The 26,526-nt window shown below is 44.6% G+C and carries 22 protein-coding genes, 2 tRNA genes and 3 rRNA genes; 11 read left to right on the forward strand and 16 right to left on the reverse strand.

The genetic code is table 11. The features are described 5' to 3' along the window. Positions 1 to 4: 4 nt before the first annotated feature. Both WCW_RS05965 and WCW_RS05970 read right to left on the reverse strand, forming a co-directional pair. A complete protein-coding gene (locus WCW_RS05965; RefSeq protein ID WP_041941553.1) occupies positions 5 to 781 on the reverse strand; it encodes an MBL fold metallo-hydrolase in 777 nt (258 codons plus the stop codon). Further along, positions 769 to 1,323 (reverse strand): hypothetical protein, encoded by a 555-nt coding sequence (locus WCW_RS05970; protein WP_013182305.1) that lies wholly within the window; start codon positions 1,321 to 1,323, stop codon positions 769 to 771. The genes WCW_RS05965 and WCW_RS05970 overlap by 13 nt, the downstream gene beginning before the upstream one ends. 39 nt (positions 1,324 to 1,362) lie before the next feature. On the opposite strand from WCW_RS05970, the gene WCW_RS05975 reads away from it, so the two are divergent. Both WCW_RS05975 and WCW_RS05980 read left to right on the forward strand, forming a co-directional pair. Next, positions 1,363 to 2,352, forward strand: a complete 990-nt coding sequence (locus WCW_RS05975) for an NAD(P)/FAD-dependent oxidoreductase (protein WP_013182306.1) — start codon at positions 1,363 to 1,365, stop codon at positions 2,350 to 2,352. Between the two features lie 21 nt (positions 2,353 to 2,373). Then, a complete protein-coding gene (locus tag WCW_RS05980; RefSeq protein WP_013182307.1) occupies positions 2,374 to 4,005 on the forward strand; it encodes a hypothetical protein in 1,632 nt (543 codons plus the stop codon). Here the strand turns inward: WCW_RS05980 and WCW_RS05985 are convergent. Genes WCW_RS05985 through WCW_RS05995 form a run of 3 tightly spaced genes read right to left on the reverse strand, consistent with a single transcriptional unit; the run spans position 3,985 to position 6,992 of the window. Further along, positions 3,985 to 4,821, reverse strand: coding sequence for a hypothetical protein (locus WCW_RS05985; RefSeq protein ID WP_013182308.1), 837 nt, complete (start codon positions 4,819 to 4,821; stop codon positions 3,985 to 3,987). The two genes, WCW_RS05980 and WCW_RS05985, sit on opposite strands and share 21 nt — an antisense overlap. After that, positions 4,821 to 5,987 (reverse strand): citrate (Si)-synthase, encoded by a 1,167-nt coding sequence (locus WCW_RS05990; RefSeq protein ID WP_013182309.1) that lies wholly within the window; start codon positions 5,985 to 5,987, stop codon positions 4,821 to 4,823. The genes WCW_RS05985 and WCW_RS05990 overlap by 1 nt, the downstream gene beginning before the upstream one ends. A gap of 3 nt (positions 5,988 to 5,990) precedes the next feature. Next, complete coding sequence (locus WCW_RS05995; protein WP_013182310.1) at positions 5,991 to 6,992, reverse strand: malate dehydrogenase; 1,002 nt, start codon at positions 6,990 to 6,992, stop codon at positions 5,991 to 5,993. 109 nt (positions 6,993 to 7,101) lie between these two features. Between WCW_RS05995 and WCW_RS06000 the strand changes: the two genes are divergently transcribed. Next, positions 7,102 to 7,788: a radical SAM protein gene (locus WCW_RS06000; RefSeq protein ID WP_013182311.1), complete on the forward strand. Its 687-nt coding sequence runs from the start codon at positions 7,102 to 7,104 to the stop codon at positions 7,786 to 7,788. Positions 7,789 to 7,791: 3 nt separating this feature from the next. Beyond that, a complete protein-coding gene (gene queC / locus WCW_RS06005; RefSeq protein WP_013182312.1) occupies positions 7,792 to 8,430 on the forward strand; it encodes a 7-cyano-7-deazaguanine synthase QueC in 639 nt (212 codons plus the stop codon). Here the strand turns inward: queC and WCW_RS06010 are convergent. The 5 genes from WCW_RS06010 to WCW_RS06030 all read right to left on the reverse strand — a co-directional run bounded on the left by WCW_RS06010 (position 8,361) and on the right by WCW_RS06030 (position 13,251). Then, the gene (locus WCW_RS06010) at positions 8,361 to 9,545 is read right to left on the reverse strand and encodes a hypothetical protein (RefSeq protein ID WP_013182313.1); all 1,185 of its coding nucleotides are present in this window, start codon (positions 9,543 to 9,545) and stop codon (positions 8,361 to 8,363) included. The genes queC and WCW_RS06010 overlap by 70 nt on opposite strands. Before the next feature lie 120 nt (positions 9,546 to 9,665). Then, positions 9,666 to 11,066: a hypothetical protein gene (locus WCW_RS06015; protein ID WP_013182314.1), complete on the reverse strand. Its 1,401-nt coding sequence runs from the start codon at positions 11,064 to 11,066 to the stop codon at positions 9,666 to 9,668. Between the two features lie 4 nt (positions 11,067 to 11,070). Then, positions 11,071 to 11,925 (reverse strand): protein-tyrosine phosphatase family protein, encoded by an 855-nt coding sequence (locus tag WCW_RS06020; protein WP_013182315.1) that lies wholly within the window; start codon positions 11,923 to 11,925, stop codon positions 11,071 to 11,073. Positions 11,926 to 11,961: 36 nt separating this feature from the next. Beyond that, on the reverse strand, positions 11,962 to 12,945 hold the full coding sequence (locus WCW_RS06025; RefSeq protein ID WP_013182316.1) for a hypothetical protein: 984 nt from the start codon (positions 12,943 to 12,945) through the stop codon (positions 11,962 to 11,964). A gap of 42 nt (positions 12,946 to 12,987) precedes the next feature. After that, a complete protein-coding gene (locus tag WCW_RS06030; RefSeq protein ID WP_013182317.1) occupies positions 12,988 to 13,251 on the reverse strand; it encodes a hypothetical protein in 264 nt (87 codons plus the stop codon). A 132-nt stretch (positions 13,252 to 13,383) separates the two neighbouring features. Here WCW_RS06030 and WCW_RS06035 point away from each other — a divergent pair, with 132 nt between their 5' ends. Beyond that, positions 13,384 to 14,496: a hypothetical protein gene (locus WCW_RS06035; RefSeq protein WP_013182318.1), complete on the forward strand. Its 1,113-nt coding sequence runs from the start codon at positions 13,384 to 13,386 to the stop codon at positions 14,494 to 14,496. On the opposite strand, the gene WCW_RS06040 is transcribed toward WCW_RS06035, so the two are convergent. Further along, a complete protein-coding gene (locus WCW_RS06040) occupies positions 14,477 to 15,142 on the reverse strand; it encodes an adenylate kinase (RefSeq protein WP_013182319.1) in 666 nt (221 codons plus the stop codon). The genes WCW_RS06035 and WCW_RS06040 overlap by 20 nt on opposite strands. Before the next feature lie 86 nt (positions 15,143 to 15,228). Between WCW_RS06040 and WCW_RS06045 the strand changes: the two genes are divergently transcribed. From WCW_RS06045 to WCW_RS06055, 3 genes are all read left to right on the forward strand, one after another. Next, on the forward strand, positions 15,229 to 15,942 hold the full coding sequence (locus WCW_RS06045) for a hypothetical protein (RefSeq protein ID WP_013182320.1): 714 nt from the start codon (positions 15,229 to 15,231) through the stop codon (positions 15,940 to 15,942). Between the two features lie 139 nt (positions 15,943 to 16,081). Continuing rightward, positions 16,082 to 16,627, forward strand: coding sequence for a hypothetical protein (locus WCW_RS06050; protein WP_013182321.1), 546 nt, complete (start codon positions 16,082 to 16,084; stop codon positions 16,625 to 16,627). Beyond that, the gene (locus tag WCW_RS06055; protein WP_013182322.1) at positions 16,621 to 17,931 is read left to right on the forward strand and encodes an ankyrin repeat domain-containing protein; all 1,311 of its coding nucleotides are present in this window, start codon (positions 16,621 to 16,623) and stop codon (positions 17,929 to 17,931) included. The genes WCW_RS06050 and WCW_RS06055 overlap by 7 nt, the downstream gene beginning before the upstream one ends. Before the next feature lie 132 nt (positions 17,932 to 18,063). Here WCW_RS06055 and rrf read toward each other — a convergent pair. From rrf to WCW_RS06080, 5 genes are all read right to left on the reverse strand, one after another. Continuing rightward, positions 18,064 to 18,178 (reverse strand): 5S ribosomal RNA (gene rrf / locus WCW_RS06060). 70 nt (positions 18,179 to 18,248) lie between these two features. After that, a 23S ribosomal RNA gene (locus WCW_RS06065) occupies positions 18,249 to 21,190 on the reverse strand. Between the two features lie 138 nt (positions 21,191 to 21,328). After that, positions 21,329 to 21,402: transfer RNA gene (locus WCW_RS06070), tRNA-Ile, on the reverse strand. A 3-nt stretch (positions 21,403 to 21,405) separates the two neighbouring features. Further along, a tRNA-Ala gene (locus WCW_RS06075) sits at positions 21,406 to 21,478 on the reverse strand. A 99-nt stretch (positions 21,479 to 21,577) separates the two neighbouring features. Further along, positions 21,578 to 23,130, reverse strand: a 16S ribosomal RNA gene (locus tag WCW_RS06080). Together the 16S, 23S and 5S rRNA genes with 2 tRNA genes alongside form the textbook arrangement of a ribosomal RNA operon. A 317-nt stretch (positions 23,131 to 23,447) precedes the next feature. Here WCW_RS06080 and WCW_RS06085 point away from each other — a divergent pair. The 3 genes from WCW_RS06085 to WCW_RS06095 all read left to right on the forward strand — a co-directional run bounded on the left by WCW_RS06085 (position 23,448) and on the right by WCW_RS06095 (position 26,500). After that, positions 23,448 to 24,062 (forward strand): chalcone isomerase family protein, encoded by a 615-nt coding sequence (locus WCW_RS06085; RefSeq protein ID WP_013182323.1) that lies wholly within the window; start codon positions 23,448 to 23,450, stop codon positions 24,060 to 24,062. Positions 24,063 to 24,142: 80 nt separating this feature from the next. Further along, positions 24,143 to 25,063 carry a histone deacetylase family protein gene (locus tag WCW_RS06090; RefSeq protein ID WP_049767157.1) on the forward strand — a complete coding sequence of 307 codons (921 nt, stop codon included), beginning with the start codon at positions 24,143 to 24,145 and terminating at the stop codon, positions 25,061 to 25,063. Positions 25,064 to 25,072: 9 nt separating this feature from the next. Continuing rightward, complete coding sequence (locus WCW_RS06095) at positions 25,073 to 26,500, forward strand: anion permease (protein WP_013182325.1); 1,428 nt, start codon at positions 25,073 to 25,075, stop codon at positions 26,498 to 26,500. The last annotated feature ends 26 nt before the right edge of the window (positions 26,501 to 26,526 follow it).

Raw genomic sequence — 26,526 nt, forward strand, 5'->3', positions numbered from 1 at the left:
GATTTTATTCTTGAAATGAAATCGTCAACCCATCGTAAGCTAATTGCACATTGGAAGGCAAGCTTCGATTCGTCTGCTCGTGGTCGAGTTCGTGCGCGATATGGGTCAACCAGGTTTGCTCAGCTCCCACCTTGCGTGAAAATGCAAGCGCTTCTTCAACAGTCAGGTGCATGTGGGACGGCCCATGCCGCAAAGCGCTCACAACAAGAACTTTTGTCCCCTGAAGATCATCGTAAATAGTTTCCGAGAAATTTTTAATGTCTGTGATAAATGCCAAATTTCCCACTTTGAACCCATTGACAAGCATGCCTGACTGAATGTAGGAAAGGTACCGAAAAGAAATATCAAGAAAATGGGTTTCCCCTCTTTCCTCTTCTAAAATTTGCAGCTCAACTTTAGAAACAAGCTTGGATTCTCCTCCTTCCCTGAAAATATAGTCATAGCGGCGCTTCAAGTCATTTGCTGTCTTTTCGGAAAGCAGACAAGGAATTGGATTTGATCGCCTGATCGTAAAAACCCTAAGATCGTCTAATCCAGCCGTATGATCGTGGTGGGCATGGGTAAAGATCACGCCATCGATATGACTGATCTCTTCCCTCAGCGCTTGGGTACGGAAATCGGGTCCCGCATCGATCACAATCGCTTTTCCTTTCGCTTTTAAAAATGCAGAAGGGCGGGTGCGCTTATTTTTTTCATCCTTCGATAAACAAACAGGGCAGCGGCAACCGATGATCGGCACCCCCATCGATCCTCCTGTACCGAGAAATGTCAGAGATCCCACCCAAAAGCCTCTAATGTCTTTTGATAAATATCAGCATGGGTGAAGTACGCCCACTGAGGAAGCGCTTGCTCTTCGCGTAAACTCACACGATAGGCATCGCCGCCAGTTGAAATCTGCACCTCTTGAAACACCTGATCGGTATTCACTCCCTCCTTTCTCACGACAATGGAAAGAATGGCAGGATTGGATTGATAAAACGCATTTTTCACAGCATCATCCGGAATGACTTCGCTTTTGTCGCTTTGAATAAGGGAGTAAAATTTCTGATATTGATCCAGGCTCACTTGTTTTGTTTCCCATGTATTGCCCGCCTCGTTATAAGACAGCAGCTCCACGCGGCTGAAAACATATGTTTTTCCATCGACTTGGTAGCGCAGCTCTTTTGCTACTTGCGGATTCAATAACAACTCACTGATTGGATAGCTGCCGGAGGGGCTGAAAAAATAGATAAAAAAAACGGCGACGCCGATTGCCGCGGCTACTCCAAGGCCGATCACTGAAAATAGCCGTTTGATTAACTGAGCAGCGGTTGGCTCCTGCATTGCTTTCTCTCCTTACTCTTTGATAAGATCTACCATATCATGACGAAAGAAAAAGATCACATAGCAATCGTTGGCGCCGGATTTTCCGGACTGGCCTGTGCTTTTTACCTGTCGGAAGCAGGCTATCCCGTGACGTTATACGATCCTTTCCCTATAGGAGAGAACGCTTCCGGAATATCGGCAGGACTTTTGCATTATTACACCGGCCCCCGAGCAACGCCGCCTTCAGATGCAGAGGAAAAATTAAAAGCCTCACTTGAACTCTTTGAAGCTTCCAGCGATGCTCTGGGATCTAGTGTTTTCAAAAAAACCGGATTGTTCAGGCCTGCTCTCAACGCCAACCAGGAAAAGCACTACAGGAAAAGGGCGGAAGTGTCTGAAGACATTCGCTGGATCTCGGAAAACGAAACATTAGAGCTGCTTCCCCAGTTTTCTCCATTGCCTGGCATCTGGATTGCTAACGGCTATTCTGTCGATACTAAACGGTATTTAGAGGGGTTGTGGCAAGCTTGCCGAAATAAAGGCGCAACATGGAAAAAACAGGGCGTTAAAACGCTTTCTGAATTTGAAGAGGACTTGGTCATCGCAGCAACCGGTGCTTCCCCTCTTTTACGCGATTTTGGGCTCTCCATTCACCCTGTCAAAGGACAAATTTTAGAGATTGAATGGGATATTCAGCTCCCTTTCCCCATCAGCGCCAATGTTTACCTGGTTCCAGGCACTCTTCCAACACGCTGCTTTGTTGGAGGCACCTTCGAACATCACTTCGATGACTCCAAACCCGATCCTTCTACCGCTCAAGAGCTTCTTTTACCAAAAATGAAAGCTCTCTTCCCTCAATTCAACGGATATAAAATTGTCGACTGCCGAGCGGCATTGCGCGGATCCACTCCTAATAGGCTCCCTATTTGCGGTAACATCAAGGGAAATATGTGGGCTTTGGCGGGCATGGGATCAAAAGGGCTGCTTCACCACGCTTTTTATGCAAAAAAGCTAATAAATGAAATTTTATGCTATAATATTCCATGAGGGAAAAGGAGAAAATAAAAGATGGATATCAACTTAAGCTCCTCAGGAAGCCAAAAAAATGAAAACAGCAAAAAAATAGAAGCTCAACAGAGTCTGCGGAAAGCTGAAACAGCAAATTGTTCAGCAGAAGCCTCTGCTGAGTTAGATGTCTTGGAAAACTCCCCTGCATCAAAAATTTCCAAGGTCGCTGAGGCTAAAAAACCTTTGCTGCCGGAAGCTGATCCTTCATCTAATCGATTAGATCTGTTTAAACTGCTATCTGAGGAAACTCGACAGCTGCTGGAAAGCCTGCTTTCCTCATCCAAAAGCGGAGCTGTCAATTCAAAACAGTTCTTGGATATGCTGGCTAAGATGATCCCTCTAAGCATGACGCTGATTCAAGGAAATGGCAAAAGCGATGTCGACACCCCTCAGAATTTATCGGAAACACTGGCTTCAATGGTCAATGAAATGGAAGCGATTCTACAAAAGCATAGCGATTCTTCCACATTGTCAATAGAGAGCAAAAGTCTCTTACAAAATCTCGCCAATCAGCTCAAAACGATAGAAGTTAACCGCTTTGAACCGATGATAAAAGAACTGATCGTTTTATCTGGCAAGACCATCAATACTGCAGAGCATCAGCTTCTTGTCAAACAACTTGTCGAAGAGCAAGCACTTCCGGAAAAGTGGCTATCGGAACCTCAGATACCAGCCAAAGCGCTAAAACAGGCCCTTACTCTTATTCAACAAGAGACAGTTAATGTCACACACCCTACAGTCCAAACGCTTGTGCAAATGAGCCGTCTGTTTACCACTGTGCAGGCGTTCCCGATCGAACAGAGGGCACAGGTCATCCAGCTAATGATGAGGACACAAGGCTTGTTTTCAACAACTGTTTCGCAAGGAGTATTGGGCCCAAACACGCAGCAATTGACAAAAGATCTCTCAACATTCCTAATCAGCATCACCCAAGCGATCGGCGTGATACCGGATAACCAGGAAATTGCCGACGCAGGATCTCAATATTTATCCCGCGTACTTGGTGAATTGATCCTTACCGGTGCAATCTTAGGCCGCATGGTCATTGACAAAGGAGACGGAAAAGCGATGGAGCTCAATGAAGCTCTTCACATTGGCCAAGAACAGATGAGAGCTTCTCGCGATCTGGGAATTATTGATCTTGTCCCCTTTTCATTCCTCGCGTTTTTTGCACCTTTCGAGCAAATGGGAGGCGATAAATCGAAAGCCAAGAAAGAAGCGATGAACGCTCTAATGAAATTTATCCGCACATTTATGAGCCTGCTCTTTATGTTGACTGCTATCTACACAGGAGGAAAAAAGATCGGAAATCACGGAGTGGAACTGATGCTGGAAGCTAATGCCGACTACTTGCGCAGCTGCATTGCCAATCTAATCTTTTGCCTCAAAAAACTTGATGAGCTTTATGGCGTCAATGTCACACATCCGATCCAGCGATGCGGCAGAGCTAAAACTGCTTTAGATCAGAAAAATTATGATGAATTTTGGGATCATATTTTCGGATTTTTCACTGAAAAAGGCAGCTTATTTCATTTTCTTGAAGAAGTTGGCCAGCTCGACCCTTTGTATGAAAGCATTCATGCATTACTGAAAGAGTCCGGAATGGAGCACCTAACTCTTATGCGGATGTGAATCCCTTACTCTTTTCATAATCAGTACGTGCGATTCAGCCGAAAAATTGAAAAAGAAGACAACAGCGGGCGCTAAAATCGCGGTAAAAGGAATCATAATAAAAAACCAAAGCAAAACTGTCTCTGTGACAGAAGAGCACCCAACGCACAAAGAGCCTGTCATCCAAGCGGCAAGGGAAAGAATGGTCAATAACAGAAGCAATGGCAGCATTGCGATCAAAAGCATCAACCCGTTCGCAAAAACATCTTGCCGAAAGCGTTCCATCAACGTTTTTGAGATGTGCAGGCGGTTAAATCCCTTCAAAGCAAGAATAGGTGCAACGTAAAACAACAAGGCCAAATGAAATAAAATTAAAACAAGGCAGCTTAGATTAAGTAAAAAGGGTGCAAACGCCAAAACTGCGTGAAAAAACGGCCCGACGGATGGGATCTCGCTTAATAAGGCAAAAATTCCCAGAAACATCCAAACAAGCAAATAGCATAAAATGATCGGAATGGAAACATAAGAAGATCCAACCACCACTTCCCAGGACCTCCAAAGCGTCTTGCGGTAACTGATCCGCTTCCCTTTAACCTCGTCGTGGTAAATGCGGATCAGAAGAATGCCAAGAGAAAAAAGAACTCCGGCGCAAAGAAAAATAGGAAGAAACGTCAAACTCTGAGCGAGCCATTGCCCCGCCTGCATGCTGACCCCTTTAAAAAAGACAACAAGCACTCCGCACATGGCAAGCACAAAATAGCATAAAATCAGCTTAGCCTTATGAAACGTGTTAAAAAGTGCTCTGTTAAAAATCGATTGGATCTGTTCAAATGTCATTATTGGCCAGCATAAATAAATTTCGGTCGAATAATAGGCGTTCCCTTGCCCCCTCTAGCCTCGACTCTTTCATAAATCAGCTGTCTGCTAATCCCTACCACTCGAGAAAGCCCAAAAAGAACAGTGTAGTACTCTGGATAAGGAAAGCCTGCTGCCGTCAGAACCGTCCCGGAAATCGCATCTACATTGGGGTATGGATTGGAAATTTTCGGATTCTCTTTGAGCACTTTGGTTCCCTCTGTACGCAAAAGTTTTGCGATCTTGACAAGCGGATGATCTGGAAACAGTTTTTTTGCCACCTCATAAAAGACGCTTGCACGCGGATCTTCAACGCGAAGAACGGCATGGCCGAAACCATAGATTAATTGATTGTTTGCCAGCCGATCGCGTATCAGCTGCTCTACTTGCCCTGCGGTTGCATTCTCTCCTAAATTTCCTAAAACATCTTTTACAAATTCCAGGCAGTCCTGATTCGCTTTTCCATGCCTGGGTCCTGCCAAAGCGCTCATCGCCCCTGCAAGAGAGCCATACATATCCTGCAGGCCAGAGGCGATCCCTTTACCGATGAACGCTGAAAGGTTCCCGCCGCCGTGATCGTAGTGAAGAACATTAAACAAGCGCATCACTTCAGTCAATTGCTTGAGATCCGCATTGGGAACATTAAGCATCTGAGTAAAATTTTCCATGTAGCCCATTTCCGGCTTGGAAGGATTGCACTCTCCCCACCCTGCATGATGATTGATCAGATGCGCAACAATGACTGGAATTTTTGCGACGAGATTCAACCCGTCTTCTTTCCAATCGCCAGCCCCCTCAAAAGAGGTCGTCAGCGAAAGTGCGCAAACAAGCAGCTGCATCGGATGCGCTTGCCTTGGAAGCGCGCGGATGCTTTCAATTAACTGATCTGAAATTATGGATCGCTTGCAGAGCTCCTCTTTGAAAGCGGATAATTCCTGCTGGCTGCCTTCTTTACCATGGTACAGAAGGTAAATCACTTCCTCCGGCGTATTCTTTGACAACTCTGAAACCGGACGCCCCACGTAGAACAACCCTTTCTCCGGATCGACCGACGATGTCGTGCAATAGCCGACCGGGTAACCGCGCATTCCTGTTTCCAACTGGTCTTTCGTAATTTCAAATAACACTTCAGATGTCACTCCAGACATTGCTCACTCCACTTTTGCTGCTAATTGATTAACTGCCCGCCTTTCATCCAGCAGCTCTTGTTCAGTTTCTTTGATCCTTTTTTTCAGATCATCATTCCAGTGGACTCCAGAAACGATTTCATAGTCTCCATCTCCTTTGGAACGGCATGGAAAGGAAAAAATCAAATTATCTTCGATCCCGTAAGGGTTGCCATCTGTGCACACGCCGGAAGAAAACCACTCTCCTTCAGGGGTTGGAATCAAAAGAGAACGAATCGCATCAACGACCGCGTTTGCCGCCGAAGCCGCAGACGATTTTCCGCGCGCGCTAATCACTTGCGCTCCTCGACTCTGCACAATAGGAATAAACACGTCGTTGAACCACGACTCTTCATCGATCACCTCTCCCGCTCTTTTACCTTCTATCTTCGCATTAAAGAAATCGGGAACTTGAGTTGAAGAGTGGTTTCCCCAAATTGTCACATTCGAAACATCTGTAATACTTACGCCTGCCTTGCGCGCCAACTGATAAGCGGCGCGGTTTTGATCCAAACGGGTCAGCGCATGGAAATTCTTTCTCGGAATGCGTGGAGCATTGTTCATGCAAATCAAAGCATTTGTGTTGCAGGGATTTCCGACAACAAGCACTTTTACATTCTCATCGGCAACCTCGTTTAGTGCGCGCCCTTGTTCGACAAAGTTCACTCCATTTTCCATTAAAAGGTCTGAACGTTCCATTCCCGGTCCACGAGGTTTAGCGCCGACAAGCAAAGCGTAATGCACACCGGCAAAAAGCTCCCGGTTGTCGCTGCCGATATTGACCTCCCTCAATAAGGGAAATGCACAATCGTTCAACTCCATCCTCACTCCCTCAAGCACTCGCTCAGCTTCCGGAATCTCCAAGATATTGAGGGCCAACGGCTGATCTTTTCCCAGCATATCGCCATTAGCGATTCGGAAAAGAAGCGAGTAACAAATTTGTCCGGCGCCTCCGGTGACAGCAACTCTTTTCATCGGTTTTTCCATGCATCCCCCAAAAATCATTATAGATAAGAGATATAAGCTTTCGATAGATTTTTTGCCAGCCCCATACCGATCATGAAATCAAAATTCAGTTGATAAGGGACTGGAAGTCGTGGTAAACTCTATAGCTATGATGATCGAAAGAACTAATAATCAAACACTCAGATTAATAGAAATCTTCTTAAGCATTCAAGGGGAAACAAGTCTCACTGGATTGCCGACGACATTCATCCGACTAGCCTCCTGCAATTTAAGATGCACTTGGTGCGATACTCCCTACTCATTTGGAAAGGGAGAGTCTTCCTCTTTGCAATCCATTATTGAAACAGTGCGTTCCAACGGCGCTTCCCACGTATGCATTACTGGCGGGGAGCCTTTGCTTCAAAGCCAAGTCTATCTTTTGATGGAAACCTTGTGCAACCTAGACTATATTGTCAGTCTGGAAACTGGCGGCTCGCTAAGCACTGAAAAGGTCGATCCCCGAGTGATCACCATACTAGATATCAAATGCCCCGGCAGCGGAATGAGCCAAAAGAATACTTGGGAAAATCTTGAAAGATTGAGGGAGCAGGACGAAGTTAAGTTTGTCATCATGAATCGTGAAGATTATGAGTGGTCTGTCAAGATCTGTAAAAACCGTGATCTATTTAGCAGATCAAAGCCCCCCCTGTTTTCTCCCGTGCACAACGTTCTTAATCCCCAAGAACTCATTCAATGGACGCTGCAAGACACGCTTCCTGTCCGCATCAATTTGCAGGTGCATAAATGGGTATGGTCTCCTGAAACAAAGGGTGTATAATTCATGAAAGCAATTGTCTTATTGAGCGGTGGCATCGACTCCACTGTTGTTCTTGCAATGGCGCAATCTTTAGGAAGAGAGTGCACAGCCCTTAGCTTTGATTATGGGCAGCGCCACAAAGTGGAGCTTGAGCATGCCGCCCATATCGCACACTACTACAAAGTGCCTCAAATCATCATCAACATTTCCCCTGCCTGTTTTGAGAATACAGCTCTCGTCAATGCGCTTAACGTCCCGAAAAACCGCACCCTGGACGAGATCTCCAAGGGAGGAATCCCTTCGACCTATGTCCCTGCCCGCAACACACTTTTCCTTGCTTACGCTGCAGGACAGGCTGAGATCATGAATGCTGAAGAGATTCATTGTGGACCCAACCTCCTCGACAGGAATTGTTACCCCGATTGCCGCCCCGAGTTTTACTCTGCGTTTCAGCAAGTGCTTGCGTCTGCGACCAAGCAAGGAGCAGAGGGAAATCCTCCACGTATTGTGACTCCTTTAATCAATTGGGATAAAAACAGGATCGTGCAAGAAGGGCGCAAATTAGGCGCGCCCTTGGATACGACTTTCAGCTGCTACAGCCCCTCTGCCGGCAAAGCATGCGGGATGTGCGATGCTTGCATACTCAGACAGGAAGCCCTATAAATCACAAGCTGACCTGATTCTCCTTTCCTTACTTGGAAACAGCAGCTTTTTTTAAGCGACGCTTCCACAAGAAGCTCGGGAAATCCTTCCCACGCCGCCCCAAACTCTCTAGCTAACAAAGAGGTTAATTCTTTGAATAAATAAATAACCCCTTCATGATAAAAATAACTTTGTGCCCTTTGGCAAATGGCGAAGTAAGCCTCAGCAGTGTATCGATCAGGACAATAAAGTTCCTCTTCTACTTCATCCAAAAATTCCACTAACGGATGCTTTTTAAATCCGTAAATATTTTGCAAAAACCGCATGACTCGAGGGACAATTTCACGCTCTTGTGAGACCCGCTCCGTTCTTTCGGCAGCTTCGCAGAGCCTGGCCACCCCGCCTCTTGCTCTGATCCAAGGAGATAAGAAAACAGAGGAAATCTGACGCAGCATTTCCTTAACATAAGAGGTTTTCTCAAAACATTGCAGTGCACACAAAGCCTCATTCTGCCAAATTTTCTTGGTTTGATCCTGCAAATTAAGCGTTTCCATTCTTTCAACCGGCGTCAACGGCAGAATCCATTCCAAGTCGAAAGACTGCAATAAGAGATGCACTTTTTTTCTTTCCATTCCTACAGTCAAGCTTCTGAGCAATGCCTTCCATTCAATATAAAAAGAGCGCTCAAGGGATCTCCCGTCAATATATTGCCGAAGCTTCTGCTGAATTTCATCAATATGCCCCTGACCGACTCCCTTTTCCCCAATCCAATCATTAAAGTCCAAGCTGATGAGATCCATAAGACGCTCAGCTCCTCTGTCCAGACAGACCATCTCCGCTCTTTGCGAAAGTCCCAGCATCTGAACCGGTTCCTTTAAAAAAATTGGCGGCATCCATCCACGGTATTCGTCCCCTAAATCAAGCTGATACTGCCCATTCCACAAATCTTCCCGATGCGAGAAGCCGACAGGGATCATTTCTTTTTCAACTGATTTAGGCAGCTCGATTTTTTTTATCTTGGAAGGATCGATCGTTTCCAGAGCGTAAATCTGCTCTAGTCCATGGGTATAAGCCTGATTTGTTTGCTCATTAAAAGGCACACGATGTTTGGAGCCTACAGGATTGATCGCCAGCATAATTACCTCTTATCTTATTAAAAATTAAACACTTAAAATTAAAAATCAACAATATTACTAAAAAAAATGATTATAATCTCTTACTTTTATCAATTTTAATTCGATTTTGCAACATTTTTATCAGTTGATCTCGGCATAAAATTTTAATCCTTCTTCGGTTAAACCAGAAGGAAAGCCGCTGGCATAATCATAGGTAATTAATGGACGATCCTCTCGAAAAGCGGGTAAAAAATTTAAAAAACCGGGATCAATAAACTCATTGCCCGTTAATTGAAGAAAATCACCTTTGCGGTTCCACGACGAAATCGGAAGACAAAAATTTCTTAAATAATTGAATACAAGCACTCTAAATTCAATCACATGCCGCGCACTTAAGTTCAAAGAGGGATCTTCTATCCCATTTTTTCCCTGTTTGGCAGCTAAACGGTTGACAAGCACAGTCATTTCATTCCAATTAAGAACAAAATGCTTCAACTCAGGCCAACGCAAACGCTCACGCATCGTCATGGCTGCAGCACGGATTGCAAAAGCAAAATGTGTCCTTCCAAGCCCTTTGCGAGAAGAGATCACCGGAATCGCATTGAACTCAGCACAAAAAAGCTGTTTCAACAGCTGCCCCCTTCCCCAGCTGACAGGGGCTTGATTTTCGTCATTGACTTCAGGGCCAATAAGCTCTCTTAAATAGATCCCTGCACGTAAAACCGGCTCAAGCTCAGGATATTCGTGTCCAATCATCTCAACGACATGAACAATCTTGACCAGAACCTTATAGTGGTCTCTAATCAGCTTTTGCATTTCATAACGCGCTTTAATCACTTCCTTCTCTTGATTAAAGCTGGCCTGAGCAGGCTCTTCCGGATAACCCATTAAAAGCTGCAGCATCAACAAATGCTGCCGCACCCGTTTTAAAAAAGGAGAATGCGTTTCATGTAAAAAATCTTGCAAGTGTTTTTCTAGCGTATAGGCATCAACTGCATCGTAAGGAAATTCCTTAAGAATTTCTTGAAGACGAAGGCCAAACCAGAGGCAAAAATCTGCCCATGCTTCCACGTTGAGAATTTTTGGCATTTGATCAAGAATATCGAGGGTGCTTTTCACTTTGAAAGAGGGGGGATTTTCAGAAACTAAAGGATCTGCTGCCGAACACAAATGATGGATCGAATCTTGAGTATGCTCCGATCGGTGAACAATCGACTGATGCTCTTCATGAATCATGTCCCATTCAAATTCAACTGACTGCGATTGATCGAAAACAACTCTAAGAGGAAGAGAGTTTTGCTGCTTTTTATGAAGCATTTTCGCTAAAGAAAGGAGCTGTTTTACCTTGCTATCGCTATTGACAGTTCCTGAGCGAATCAATGGGAACCCATGAAGGAAGCCTGCCAGGCAATTCTGCAATGCGCTGCCCTCTGAAGAATAGGGTTCAAGACGGTTAGGGATCGGTGTCAATGATTCTCTGCCAAACGTATATGGCGTGAGCTCAACTTCTAAAAACTGCAACTTTCTCTCCTGATTCAACATGGAATCAAGCTCCTCTATGCAAGGATAGCTGCGTAATCAATCGATGTCCCTCCGTTGTCAGCCCTTTAGGCCTACCAGATCTTTTGTATCTCAAAAGTTGAATAATTTCTCCCGATTCATTTTTAACCACCGGAGGAATGCAATAGAGAGGCAGCAAGTTTTCCTTCATCCCTTTTCCGTATTTTAACCCAATCATCCCTGTGCTAATTCCAGTGATCGGGAGACTGACTGTCAACAAATGTTGCAAGACATTTTGCTGCATTTGAAAAACATGTTTCAGTTCATCCGCGTGATCTCGATGCGGTTCATCAAGCACAGCCATCACTTTTGCCGGATCATAGCCATTGTTACGATAAAGCTGATTCAGCTCAAGAGTATAAGATTCCCAGTTCAGCGCAATCTTCATTTTCTTGTCTTCAGGAAGATCCTGAGCACCGAGAAAAAGAGCAAATAAAAATCCTGTACGATCTAGCCCTGATTTACAATTCATCGCACTAATTACACCTAGTTGCTTGTTAAGAGCGAAAAACATTAAATGCTCTTGATTGCGTTCAAGAGCAGCTCCTTCAATCTCAAGCTGGCTGCCCAACAATTTCCTAAAAATGACTAACGTCTCGCGCGTTTTTAAATTAGGATATGTGCTCAAAAACTCAGGCTCAAGAACATCTTTCATCCATTTGTGAATCTCTCGCATTCCTCCCATAGGAGGAGGATCTCCAAAAATCATTTTTTGACGAAGAGCGTTCACTTCCTTCTTTTTTTTGTGCATTTCCTTTTTTAAATGTTTTCTCTTGCCTTGATTATTTTCTGTAGAAAGTTTTTTCTCTAATTCAACGATCTCTTTGTATTTTTGATTCATTTCTTTTTGCTTCTTAAGTAAAGCTTCTGCTCCTTTTTATTTGAATTTATCAGCAATTTGCGAATCAACATCTTCAAGTATCCATCCAAGATACTGCGCCATTCCCTCAACATTTTGCTGATGCGACTTCTTCTCTCCGGTCAGAATAGCTGAAACAATCGGCTTGCTTCCGTGAGCTTTTGCATAATGATAGAAGCGGTTGGAAGGAGAGTTTAGATGAGCAATCTGAAAATCCTCGCTTCCTTGGCGCAGCAGATATTGATGCTGACTGCGAATCATCTTTCCTTCCTTTTCCGGCGAGTTAAGCTGTTGGGATACAATCCTTAACGGTTTACCTTTTCTGCCCATCTGCTGGTTCAGCTCTTCTGCCGCAGCTTTAAATTCTGCAGCTTTTTCTGGCGTATCAATCACTCCTGTACGTATAATCCCAACGCCATCTCTTTGCGTCATGTAGCAATTGATGAGATGATTTCCCGCTTCAGGTTTATCAGCGAACCTGGTCGTTGTGGGGATGACGCTGCCAGGCTCTGGAACTCCTGTCCTAACATCGTATGCAGTCACATGATGCTTGCCGCTGATAAATTCTTCCACTTCCAGGGCAGATCCTTTATCTAAGGCAAGATGTCCTCCAATCTTCTTATCCAAATGGCGGTAATCTTCTTGATTCCTTTCCAATATTGCAGAGTCAGGAACACAAGCATATTGGCCGCCGCGATTAATTTTGAATTCTCTTACGCTTTTAATTTTTTCTTCCGTAGGAAGCATGTAACTTTGAGCCCTTTTCCGATGACGTTTGACATACCTCTGATGGGCAAAAATTTTTTCGAAAATTTCGGCGATCTTCACTAAAAGCGTTGGCCATCTCAACGCCTTAAAAAATTGCCCAAGGTTTTCTAAAGCGCTGCGTGCCTTGGGAGGAGTTTCAGCTGTTGGATTAGGGCGTATTTCATGTTGTTCTAAGCTAGAAGATCGAGGAAGCGTCGGAGTCTCTACATTTTCCCTGGAAGCGCGATCGATCACTGCAACAGTCGGACTATAAGCGCTGTTAATTTGCTCAAGCGACTAATCGAAGTTCTCAATGTCTGCCTTGCTGACAAACCGCTTACCTATTCGAACCCCCTTGCTTCCAATCGATACCTCTGATAGATTCACTGTCTCTTCTTCTAACCGTTCGATAATCTGTAAAGCTCCACGCAATAGCTGATCTGCATTTTGAACTTGAATTTTTGGTTCGGAAGATTGAACTTTATATATTTTTTCATTTTTATTATCTTTTATATATAAACCACCAAAAATCCCAACAACTTCAAAATTACCTAAAGACATAAAAATCCAACTTTTTAAACCTTAATAGTATTATATCATTTTGATCAATTATACCGATTAACCTCTATATCAGGATAGGTTCTTGCTAAAATTTCGATTTTTGAAGTAATTTTGATCTAGATAAGGACAAACATGAAAACCCAAGATTTTTCATCTTGCAAGATTGAAGACATTGTTCAATATGGACTAACGGCAACTCCCAGCCAAATTGAGCAAAATATCAGCAAAATGGACAACTCTCAGATATCTGCTCTTATTGATTCAATCAAAGAAAACAGCTGCGATCAATGGGAACAGAAAATCCGGTCTGCCATTATCGGATTAAACAGCCGAGGGCAACTTGAAACAGCAGGATCTTCTCTGACAATTGCTCAATTTATGGTATTAATCGGCAATTGCTTACATGTGGAAGACAAACACCATTGGAAACTTTCTCCTTTGCTTGTTGGCATAGAGCACTCCACATTTTCTAAAATTGTCGAAAAACTCTCAGACCAACAGCTTCAGGTGTTCAAAGACGAAGGGGTCACGGAACCGATCCAACATCATTTGACCACATTAACTCATGAATTGGAAAGCAACATTGAAAAAGGAGAGGAAGGAATCGACCAACTTTATGAAAAAGTTGATCGATTTCAAATTGAAGAGATTGGCCTGCACGATGTGAATGAGGTGATTAGAGAGATTGAACTGTACCATGATTTTTTTGATTTTCTCTTCAAAAAGAGTAACAAAGCGTTGGCAATTGCCTGGAATACCAAGCGTCTCGATTTGATTGAGTCATTGAACAAAATTAAGGGATCATGTCAAAAATTTGTCCTCTACGGATTAGGGTCTCCTAAAAATGATCAACAACTCTCTACCGGGCTTTACCAGCTCATTGAAGAGAAGCTGTTCGAAGTCTATGGAAACAGCCTAGATCCAAATGATACAGAAGCTGTCCGTGACTCAGAACCTGCAGTGGAAGGGCTTGTCAAACTTTCTGTCTGGTACTTAAGAGATTACTGGGAAATCGGGCTTCTTCCTCACATTAAAGATAAAAAATCGTTAGATTTTGACCTAGAAACCCGCACAGAAGTTGAAAGAGTTAACTATCGCGAAGGGCTATTTTCCAAAGCACAAAACAACCTTTCCATGCTTGGACTGTCTACTGTAAGCGATCTTAAGAACAATTTAATTTTTTCTAAAAAATCCTTACAAGAATTCATTCAGGAAAAAATGCCGACTATCGTGCAATCAGATTGAGGATCAAGTCTGAAATAACAAATGCTTCTTGTTCGCCGTCAATGGTATGTAAAATTCCTTTTCGCTCATAGTAGTCGATCAGGGGCGCTGTCTGTTTGGCATAAACCAACAACCTTTCCTTGACTACTTCCGATCGATCATCCGGCCTTTGGATCAGCTCACCGCCGCATAAATCACAAATGCCTTCTAATTTGGGAGGAGAAAGAAACCGATTACGCACATGCCCGCAAACAGTACATGAAAGTCTGCCTGATATCCGCTTTACAATGATCTCATCGGAAACGGCCAAGTTAATGGCGACGAGATGAACCTTGCTTTCGAGAAATTGATCAAGTGATTCTGCCTGAGGAATCGTTCTGGGAAAGCCGTCAAGCAAATATCCGGGTTTGCAGTCTTTTCTGAGCACTCTTTCAAACAACATATCCAGAACAAGTGCATCTGGAACTAAGCGGCCTGCATTCATGAATTCTTTTGCACGCCTACCCAACTCTGTTTCCGATTTGATATTTTCCCTTAGGATATCTCCTGTGGAAATATGCGGGATGTTAAGCTCTTGTGTCACTCGTTTTGCTTGTGTGCCTTTTCCGGACCCTGGAGGTCCCAGAAGGATCACGACATGTTGTTCATTTGTTGGCAAATCAACCATGAATACTCCTTACAAGGTTGAAATTATACAGCATGATCGAAAATTGAGCTATTAATTTTCAGATTCTATCTGCTATATTGTCAACCATGGCACTAGGGTTAATTTCAGCAATAGCCTCTACAACGGGCAGCAAGGTCGTTACAGAAGTGACGTCCACGCTGTTGCATGGTCCCAAAACCACACGAGATACAATAAAAGAGCGGTTAGATCCGGTTGCCTTGCTGGCAATCGTTGCATTAATGAGATTCCAGCAATCCGATACAAAAATCCATATAGGCGATCACAGCATCACAGTCAGTCATTCTTCGGATTATACCTATATATTCAATTTAAGAGGAATTGCACGTACATACACTGGAGATAGCCATGAAGACTTGGCGCTGATTAAGTCTGCCATTAAAACAGTTGCCAGTTGGCATGATCTACACATTGAAGACAATTCCGAAATTAGGGAATTTATGGAACATGTCAGCAAAGGGCTCAATTCACTCATGGCGACATATGTCGAAAAACATCCGATGGCAAGCGATGCCCTTGAATTTTATCAAGCGCATATCGAATGGTATAAAACTGAAGCTCCGGAAGATGTGGAGGAGTTGAACGAGGTAACGGCGAAGGTGAAGGGCCTTTGGGACAAACGGCAAATTGATGAATTGAATGGTGAATTAAGAGCGATGGGGGCCAAACAGGGAAAAACGCCCATTGCAACAAAGATTTTATGTCGGGATGAAATTTATCTTTACCTCTCCAAGCTGCAAGTTAAATCTGAAATTTTAAAAGAAATTTACACAAAAAAATAATCTCACTGGATAGCCTGCAGTTTTAGGGGGTCAAACTTTCCCTGTGTTTTACGTATATTTATCCAGTCTTTAATAAAGATTTATAATTTTTTGTTAAGCTCTCATCTTAAATTAAAAAAATAATCAGAGGTATTTTGAAATGAGATCAACTGTTTCAACTTTATTAGATTCCCATCACATTCTTCATCCCAAGGAGGAGAATCATGAAATTGGCGCCCGCAACGAACCGACAATATTTAGACGTATTTTAGGTGTTGTATTGGTTGCACTAAGCATCCCTTTTACGTTAGGGATTGCGACAGGATTTTACATTTATTGGGCTCACCGCAAAGTTAAACATATCGAAGAGCGTGACTACTCTGAGTTGCAGGCAAGGACAAATAAAGTTTTTGGTGAAATGATTCAAGACGAAGCTCCTTCATCAGAGCGGGTGCAGTTTGAAGCGGCATTAAAGGCAATCCAACAGGGAGGCAAAATTCAACAGTTTCCTGAAGAGTATGATACACGGGCTATAGCATTATTGGATGCTGCTTTGGCGTATGACAATACTTCTGCAGTGACTGCTTTAATGCTTAAATATAAAGATTCGGTTGGCGATATCCACCTTGCAAATGTCAAAAGCGTCAAGATGCTTCACGCGATTCTTGAAGGGTTCCTGAAGGGGAGGAACGGGAAAATTTGCTGAATAAAAAAGACGGTGAAGGAAATACTGCATTGCATTTGCAGAAGAACCTTTCCATTATTGAGGAACTGGTTAAAAAAGGAGCCCAATTTCTTCCAAACAGTTCAGAACTGTTTCCGCTTCACACATGTCAAGATCCTAAAATTGCAAAATATTTTATCGATCGATTTAAAGGAGAAATGGACATTCTTAACTTATCTAATGACGATATGTCGGCTCCGATTTTTACCGTTCCTCCCGCAGTCGTGAGGGTGTTGATTGAGGAAGGAGCAGATGTAACTGTCGAGGATAAAGAGGGGAACACGATCCTTTTCAGATTTACTGAAGAACCTTTCAGTAGTGATCCTCAATTGCTGGAATGGATCCTCTCCAAAATTGAAAATGCAGACGTAAAGGAAAAGTTTATCGATTTAATTTGTAACGAGTATTCCATTTTGAATACGTTAATCCAAAGTGATCAAGCTAACGTCGATATTGTTAAGATGTTGCTCAATGCTGGAGCAAGTTATCCTGTGCTCCACGAATGGAATTCTCCTCTGCAAGTTGTTAAGGTGCCGGAAGTGGCAGCCTGCTTAATCGATCATTATGGAAAAGATATTATGGAGAGAAAGAATGAAGAAGGAGTCAGTCCATTGATTCAGGCCAAACATAATCTGGAAGTTTTCAAGATCATGATTGAAAAGGGGGTTAAAGTCACAGAGGCGATTGATTCGGGCGGAAATACAATCCTCCACTATTTTTCAGAGAGTCCTTTGAAGGATTCTCCCGAACTGATTGATCTCGTTCTTGAAAAAATCGAGGATGCTGATGCTAAAGCGATATTTGTCAATCAGAAAAATCTTGAAAGAATGCTGCCTCTGGAATATACACTTCCTTTACAAGCTATAAAAGCGTTAGTAGAAGCGGGAGCTAAATGTCCTTTTGTCAGATCTTTATCATTTTACAAAGACCCAGAGGCTGCAACATACTTGATGGAGAAATTTAGAGATCAATTTAACGAGCAACTAACTCATATTTTAAGCCCATTACTTGTAGAGAAAGAAGACGGCAGTATCGCTTTAAGTGAATTATGCTCCTCAAAGGGCTTTGAGGTCTTGAAAGCTTTGATTGAAGGCGGTCTTAATGTTCATACGACAGATGGCAAAGGTCTTGAACCTATCCACTATCTTAAGAAAGAGGATGTGGAATTGGCAAAACTATTGATCGGCAACCGCCGCAGCGACCATGACTGGAAAGGAAATAATCCTTCAATAATGGATAATGAAGACTTTGTCAACTGGTTAAAAGATAGAGAAAAAGACATTTAAGTTTCCCCTCCTCCGGTTCAAAAAATCCCGAGAAGGCGAGAAATCGCTCTCGGGATTTTTTATTCATTCTTCTCATTTCAAATATAAGCAAAAAAAAAGCCCCTCAGAATCTCTTCTGAAGGGCGAAAGAAAAATTGGCAGCGACCTACTCTCCCACACTCTTGTGTGCAGTACCATCGGCGATGAAGGGCTTAACTACTGAGTTCGGAATGGGTTCAGGTGTACCCCCTTCTCTATAACCACCAATAAATAATCCGTATCAAGTGCTTAATCACTAAAATAAATCGATGCTTGAGTCACTCTTCCAAAAAAAAACAAAAGTTAAGTCAATGGACTAATTAGTACTGGTTAGCTAAATACATTACTGCACTTACACACCCAGCCTATCAACCACGTCGTCTACATGGCGTCTCATTGGGATACCTTATCTTGAGGGAGGCTTGGCGTTTAGATGCTTTCAACGCTTATCCTTTCCGAACTTAGCTACCCTGCTATGCCCTTGGCAGAACAACAGGAACACCATCGGTTCGTCCATTCCGGTCCTCTCGTACTAGGAACAGCTCCTCTCAAGTATCCTACGCCCACAACAGATAGGGACCAAACTGTCTCACGACGTTTTGAACCCAGCTCGCGTACCGCTTTAATTGGCGAACAGCCAAACCCTTGGGACCTTCTCCAGCCCCAGGATGCGATGAGCCGACATCGAGGTGCCAAACCGCCACGTCGATATGAACTCTTGGTGGCGATAAGCCTGTTATCCCCGGAGTACCTTTTATCCGTTGAGCGACGGCGATTCCACTTTCCACCGCCGGATCACTAAGCCCAACTTTCGTTTCTGTTCGACTTGTAGGTCTCACAGTTAACCAACCTTATACCTTTACGCTCCACTCGCGATTGCCAACCGCGATGAGGTTAGCTTTGGACTCCTCCGTTACCTTTTAGGAGGATACCGCCCCAGTAAAACTGCCCGTCTGACAATGTCCGTCTCCCAGATTCATGGGATCACGTTAGACTCCCGGCCTAACGAGACCGGTATTTCAAGGACGACTCCAGCTGCCCTGACGAGCAACTTTCAAAGTCTCCCGGCTATCCTACACACGTTAAGTCAGAAGCCAATATCAGAGTACAGTAAAGGTTCACGGGGTCTTTCCGTCTTGTTGCGGGTAAACAGCATCTTCACTGCTACTACAATTTCACCGAGTCCCTCGTTGAGACAGCGCCCAGATCGTTACACCATTCGTGCAGGTCGGAACTTACCCGACAAGGAATTTCGCTACCTTAGGACCGTTATAGTTACGGCCGCCATTCACCAGGGCTTAACTTCAATGCTTCGCAAAAGCTAACATCTCCGTTTGACCTTTTGGCATTGGGCAGGCGTCACACCATATACTTCCCCTTAACGGGTTTGCATAGTGCTGTGTTTTTGCTAAACAGTCGCCTGGGCCTCTTCTCTGCGACCGGGTCATGCTCTAAAAGCTAGTTTCGTCACATCCCCCGGCTCCTCTTCTCCCGAAGTTACAAGGATAATTTGCCGAGTTCCTTAACGAGGGTTATCTCGCGCGCCTTAGAATACTCATCCCATCCACCTGTGTCGGTTTTGGTACGGTCACCATCAACAGTTAGAGCTTATTTCTTGGAAGCTTTATCCACATCTTCGGTTCCTCCTAAGATTCCCCTTGGTCACCGCCTGAAATTACGCTGGTGGATTTGCCTGCCAGCCTCTCTCACAGTGCCACGGACTTTTCCAATTGTCCGCATGCTTCTATCACTTCGTCAGCCCATTACTATAGTCTTAGGTGGTGCAGGAATATTTAACCTGCTTGCCATCGCCTACGCCTCTCAGCCTCAGCTTAGGGACCGACTAACCCAGGGAAGACGAGCTTTACCCTGGAAACCTTGGATTTTCGGCGAGGGGGATTTTCACCCCCTTTATCGTTACTCATGCCATGCATTCTCACTAGTTAGCGCTCCAGCGCTCCTTACGGTACACCTTCGGCGCACTAACTACGCTCTCCTACCACTCATACTTCTCAGTATGAATCCGTACCTTCGGCTCTGTGTTTTAGTCCCGTCTATTATCGGCGCAAAGCCTCTCGATTGGTGAGCTGTTACGCACTCTTTAAATGGTGGCTGCCTCTAAGCCAACATACCAACTGTCTAAGAAACTTCACTTCCTTACTCACTTAACACAGAATTTGGGGCCTTAGATGACGGTCTGGGCTGTTCCCCTCTCGACTACGAAGCTTATCCCCCGCAGTCTATCTCCCGAGACAATATGCGGTATTCGGAGTTTGGTTCCCGTCGGTAGGCCGGTAGGCCCCCTATTGGATCCAGTGCTCTACCCCCGCACATCTTAAGTCTCAAGGCTAACCCTAAAGTTATTTCGGAGAGAACAAGATATCTCCAAGTTTGATTGGCCTTTCACCCCTATCCACAGTTCATCCAAACACTTTGCAACGTATACTGGTTCGGTCCTCCACAAGGTGTTACCCTTGCTTCAACCTGACCATGGATAGATCACTTGGTTTCGTGTCTAATTCATGTGACTAAAACTCGCGCTATTCACACTCGCTTTCGCTTCGGCTTCAGAACGTTCGTCCCTTAACCTCGCCACATAAATTAACTCGCTGGCTCATCATGCAAAAGGCACGCCGTCAGCCATTAGCACTTAGTGCTCATAGGCCTCCGACCGCTTGTAAGCTGCTGGTTTCAGGTTCTATTTCACTCCCCTCACAGGGGTTCTTTTCGCCTTTCCCTCACGGTACTGGTTCACTATCGGTCATCAACGAGTATTTAGCCTTGGAGAGTGGTCTCCCCAGATTCAGACCGGGTTTCACGTGTCCGGCCCTACTCAGGTGCCAACCCTGTCGGATCTTGCTTTCGTCTACGGGACTATCACCCTGTGTCATCCAACTTTCCAGATGTGTTCGACTAACAATCTCCAATCCTTTGACTGGTCCTACAACCCCAAAAACTACGTCTTTGGTTTGGGCTCTTCCCATTTCGCTCGCCGCTACTCAGGGAATCTCTTTGATTTCTTTTCCTCTACCTACTTAGATGTCTCAGTTCGGCAGGTCTCGCCTCTATACCCTATTTATTCAGGTAAAGATAATGGGGTGTTAATCCCATTGGGTTGCCCCATTCGGAATCCCCCGGGTCTTCGCTTCTTTCCAGCTCACCGAGGATTATCGCAGGTACGCGCGTCCTTCATCGCCTGTTGATGCCAAGGCATCCACCAGCAGCTCTTAGTAACTTAACATAAAATTTAACCGTTTTTCTTAAGGATTTGTTTCCTCAAGCGTCGATTTAGTTCAGTGATTACTGATTACTACTTTACTTGATACTTATCATTCAAACTTTCAAGATAACAAAACGTTCTTACACTATAAAAACGCATTGCGGTTACCTAGACTTGAACTAGGGACCTCCACATTATCAGTGTGGCGCTCTAACCAGCTGAGCTATAACCGCATCTGGAGGCAAGGAGAATCGAACTCCTGACCTTCTGAATGCAAATCAGATGCTCTACCAGCTGAGCTATACCCCCGTTTTCATCTGCCGCATTGTCCATTTTGACAAAGTAAAAGAAGCAATATAGACCGCTTGTCTCAACCTCTTGCGAAGATCTCTCTTCGCGAATGTCTTTAAAGGAGGTGATCCAGCCGCACCTTCCGGTACGGCTACCTTGTTACGACTTCATCCCAGTCATCAGCCTCACCTTCGGCACCTCTTCCCTTGCGGTTAAGTCAGCGACTTCGGGTGAAACCAACTCCCATGATGTGACGGGCGGTGTGTACAAGACCCGGGAACGTATTCACGGCGTTATTGCTGACACGCCATTACTAGCAATTCCAACTTCATGGAGCCGAGTTGCAGACTCCAATCCGAACTGGGACAGGCTTTGTAGGATTTGCTTGACCTCGCGGTTTCGCTGCCTTCTGTACCTGCCATTGTAGCACGTGTGTAGCCCTGGACATAAGGGCCATGCGGACTTGACGTCATCCTCACCTTCCTCCTGGTTAACCCAGGCAGTCTCGTTAGAGTTCCCATCCTAAATGCTGGCAACTAACGATAAGGGTTGCGCTCGTTGCGGGACTTAACCCAACACCTCACGGCACGAGCTGACGACAGCCATGCAGCACCTGTATATATGTCCCGAAGGAATACTCTATCTCTAGAGCCGTCATATATATGTCAAGCCCAGGTAAGGTTCTTCGCGTTGCATCGAATTAAACCACATGCTCCACTGCTTGTGCGGGTCCCCGTCAATTCTTTTGAGTTTTACCCTTGCGGGCGTACTCCCCAGGCGGCATACTTAACGCGTTAGCTACGGCACAGCCAGGGTTGAGTCCGGCTACACCAAGTATGCATCGTTTACGGCTAGGACTACCAGGGTATCTAATCCTGTTCGCTCCCCTAGCTTTCGGGCATCAGCGTCAGGTCAAAGCTAGAAAACCGCCTTCGCCACTGGTGTTCTTCCACATATCTACGCATTTCACCGCTACATGTGGAATTCCGTTTTCTCCGCCTTGCCTCTAGAAATATAGTTTCAAACGCAGTTCCGGGGTTGAGCCCCGGGATTTCACGGCTGACTTATATTCCAGCCTACGCCCCCTTTACGCCCAATAAATCCGATTAATGCTCGCACCCTCCGTATTACCGCAGCTGCTGGCACGGAGTTAGCCGGTGCTTCTTTACAAGGTACGCTCAAATCCAGATGATATTAGCATCCTTCTCTTGTTCCCATGCGAAAGAACTTTACGACCCAAGGGCCTTCTTCATTCACACGGCGTCGCTTCGTCAGGCTTTCGCCCATTGCGAAAGATTCTCGACTGCAGCCTCCCGTAGGAGTCTGGGCAGTGTCTCAGTCCCAGTGTTGGCGGTCAATCTCTCAACTCGCCTAGACGTCTTAGCCTTGGTGAGCCTTTACCTCACCAACTAGCTGATATCCCATGGGCCCCTCTTTAACCGTAAGGTCGGTCGCCCAATCCCCCACTTTAATGCTAAAAAGATCCTCTCTAGCACCATATCCGGTATTAGCGGTCGTTTCCAACCGTTATCCCAGAGTTAAAGGTAGATTACCCATGTATTACTAACCCTTCCGCCACTAAGTGCACTCAAGAGCACACTTCGTTCGACTTGCATGCCTCATCCACGCCGTCAGCATTCAATCTGAACCAGGATCAAATTCTCAAAGAAAAAATAACTCTTCGAAAACTCGATAATTAAATTTGATAAAAGGACGAAACTTAAAACGTTAAACGCTTCAAGCTTCACAAGCTTTTTTTTGGCCTATATTACTTCATCTACTCTGTCAAAACAACCATCGAAGGTCTCTGCCTTCGTTATCTTCAACTTTTAACTCTTTCGCTCTGTTGAAGATGGCACCATTATGTGAAATCCTCATATATTTTCACAACCCTTTTTCTCATCAAAACCAAAAAAAAATAGATTTTATCTCTTTTTAAAAAAGTACTATACAATACAGATGAGTAAATATTCACAGGGAGAACATCATGAATTACTGTAGATTAGCAACTTATGGATTTACGACGCTGATAGGTGCTTTTATCCTGATAAATTCTGCAAACGCAGCAATTACAGATAAGTCAACCGGAGAATCTTTTCCGGATACCGAAACCGTCAAATTCAATGAAAAGAACCACCGTTTAGAGGCCACAGGGATCTCTACTCGAAAGAAATTTTTCGTTAAAGTTTACAGTGTCGCTCATTACATGGAGGATCCTCAAAAAGGAGAAGGCAATGCCGCGTTTGATGCTATCTTAAATTCTGACAAACCGAAACAGCTTTTTCTGAAATGGGTGCGCTCTGTTAGCGGCAAAAAAGTGCAGGATGGATATAAAGAGTCTTTTGATAAAGTTGCCAATCGTGAACAACGAAGAGACCTACAAGTTGACATCGACAAATACATGAGTTTTTTCAGCAGGGGTGTCAGTGAAGGAGATACGCACCAGTTAAGCTGGCTGCCTGATGGCACGATTGAAGTGGTGATTAACGGAAACCAGGTAGGAATCATTAGTAATAGGGATTTTGCGAAAACGCTGTGGAGTATTTGGTTTGGTCCAAAAAGCGTGGTGAATAGAAACGACTTGATCTCCCGCATTCGCTAATGTATACCGGAGTCAATTACTTTTGAATTGACTTCGGTATTAGAGTGTTTAACGTTGGACTTGTCACAGATCCTATTTATATGCAACATCTTACAGGAGCAGGACACCCTGAGAGTCCTGCTCGTATAGCTTCCATTGCGGAAGCTGTCAGGGATCTGCCGCTGCTAGCAATCGATGCAAGAGAAGCAAGAGAAGCTGATCTTTTACGCTGCCACACTAAAGGGTATATTCAAACGCTGATTAAAGATGTCGCGAAATGCATGCAATCAAGAGTGCATGACGGACGCTACCAGCTAAGTACTGGAGATACTCAGATAAGCCCTCTATCACTTTTAGCTGCAGTCAAAGCTGCAGGAGCTGTGATCGCAGGGGTAGATGCGGTGATCAGAGAAGATGTGAAACGTGTTTTTTGTCTTGTCCGTCCTCCCGGACACCATGCTGAAAGTGATCAAGGGATGGGTTTTTGCCTATTCAATAATGCAGCAGTAGGCGCGCGCTACGCGCAAACATATAAAGAAATCGAAAAGGTTGCAATCATCGACTGGGATGTGCATCACGGAAATGGCACTCAAGCCATTTTCTATGATGATCCTACTGTCCACTATTCCAGTACACACCAATTTCCCCACTATCCTGGAACGGGAAGTCGGGAGGAGACAGGAATTGGACGAGGAATCGGAACAACGCTCAACTGCCCAATTAATGCGGGGAAGAGGTCGAGAGAAGAAGTCTTACGAGCTTTTAGAACAGAAATCAGACCCGCCTTAGATAAGTTCAAACCAGATCTTATCATCATCTCCGCTGGATTCGACCTTCTTGAGGAAGACCCTTTAGGCGGGTTCAATGCAACAGTAGAGGATATCGTAGAACTCACGCACATTGTCAATAAAATTGCCGATGTCCATGCTGAAGGCAGGATTATTTCAGTACTTGAAGGCGGTTACGACATAAAAGCCATTGCCGCTGCCGCTAAAGCACATATTCATGCTCTCATGTCATAAAGGAAGGCTATGTCCAATCAAAAAATCTCTATCGATGTCAAACCGATTCAACTCATCTTTTCTATTTTCGCCGCATCCATTTTCTGGATGATTCCTATTCCGAAAGGAATGCAGCCTGAAGCCTGGCACTTGCTTGGCATTTTTTTAGCAACGATTTTCTCCATTGTTTCCAAAGCTCTTCCGATTGGAGGATGTGCTCTGCTTGCCCTTTCCGGACTGGCTCTGACAAATACCCTTAGCATCAAAGAGGCGCTCAGCGGATTCTCATATCCTGTGATTTGGCTTGTCGTGCTCGCTTTTTTCGTGGCCAAAAGCTTTATCAAAACGGGGCTTGGCATTCGCCTCGCCTACCACTTCGTTTCTTTAATCGGGAAAAAAAGCTTGGGTTTAAGCTATGGCATGGCGCTCACTGATTTAGCACTCTCTCCCGCTATTCCCAGCAACACCGCACGTGCAGGAGGCATCCTTTTCCCCATCGTGAAATCGCTGGCTGTAGCGTTCGATAGCCAGCCGACCGATCAACCTTCTCGAAGAAAAATTGGAGCGTTCCTTATTCAATCACTTTACCAATGCAATATTATCACAAGCGCCATGTTTATCACGGCAATGGCTGCAAATCCGATGATCATTGAAATCGCTTCAGAGATGGAAATAGAAATCACATGGGGAACATGGGCGCTTGCTGCCTTGGTGCCTGGATTGATTAGCTTGCTGGTGATTCCTTATCTTTTATTTAAAATCTATCCACCTTCTATTAAGGAAACGCCAAAAGCGCAAGAAATCGCAAAAGACCGCCTAAAGGAACTTGGCAAAGTCAAGTGGCAGGAATGGGTGACCTTAGGAGTCTTTATCTTCATGATGAGCTTCTGGATTGCAGGACCTCATCTTGGTATCGACAGCACCACCGTGGCCCTGGCCGGTATTTCAATCTTAATCGCAGCAGGAGTGTTGACCTGGAATGATCTCATCATGGAAAAAAGCGCCTGGGATACCATGTTTTGGTTTTCCACGTTAATTATGATGGCGACTTACCTCAATAAACTCGGCATGATCGGATGGGTAAGCAACGCTGTGCAAGACCGCATGCAAGCTGTTGATTGGCGCATCGCTTATCCCGGGTTAGTTCTTGTTTTCTATTATATTCACTACCTATTTGCCAGCAACGCTGCACATGTCTGTTCTCTTTTTTCTGCTTTTTGCATCGTTGGGATTGTTTCCGGAGTCCCTCCTATGCTAATGACTTTTTCTTTAGCTTTTTGCAGCACGCTTTCGGCAACATTAACACATTATGGAACAGCCCCAGCCCCTATTCTCTTCGGATCAGGTTACGTTGATCTTGTGACTTGGTGGAGATTGGGAGCAATTGTCAGCATTGCCCACCTGCTCATTTGGCTGGTGATCGGACCATTCTGGTGGAAGCTGATCGGGCTTTGGTAAAACCCGGGAGGCTTCCCGGGTTTTTA

It is taken from the genome of Waddlia chondrophila WSU 86-1044, from assembly GCF_000092785.1.
Taxonomy (GTDB): Bacteria; Chlamydiota; Chlamydiia; order Chlamydiales; family Waddliaceae; genus Waddlia; species Waddlia chondrophila.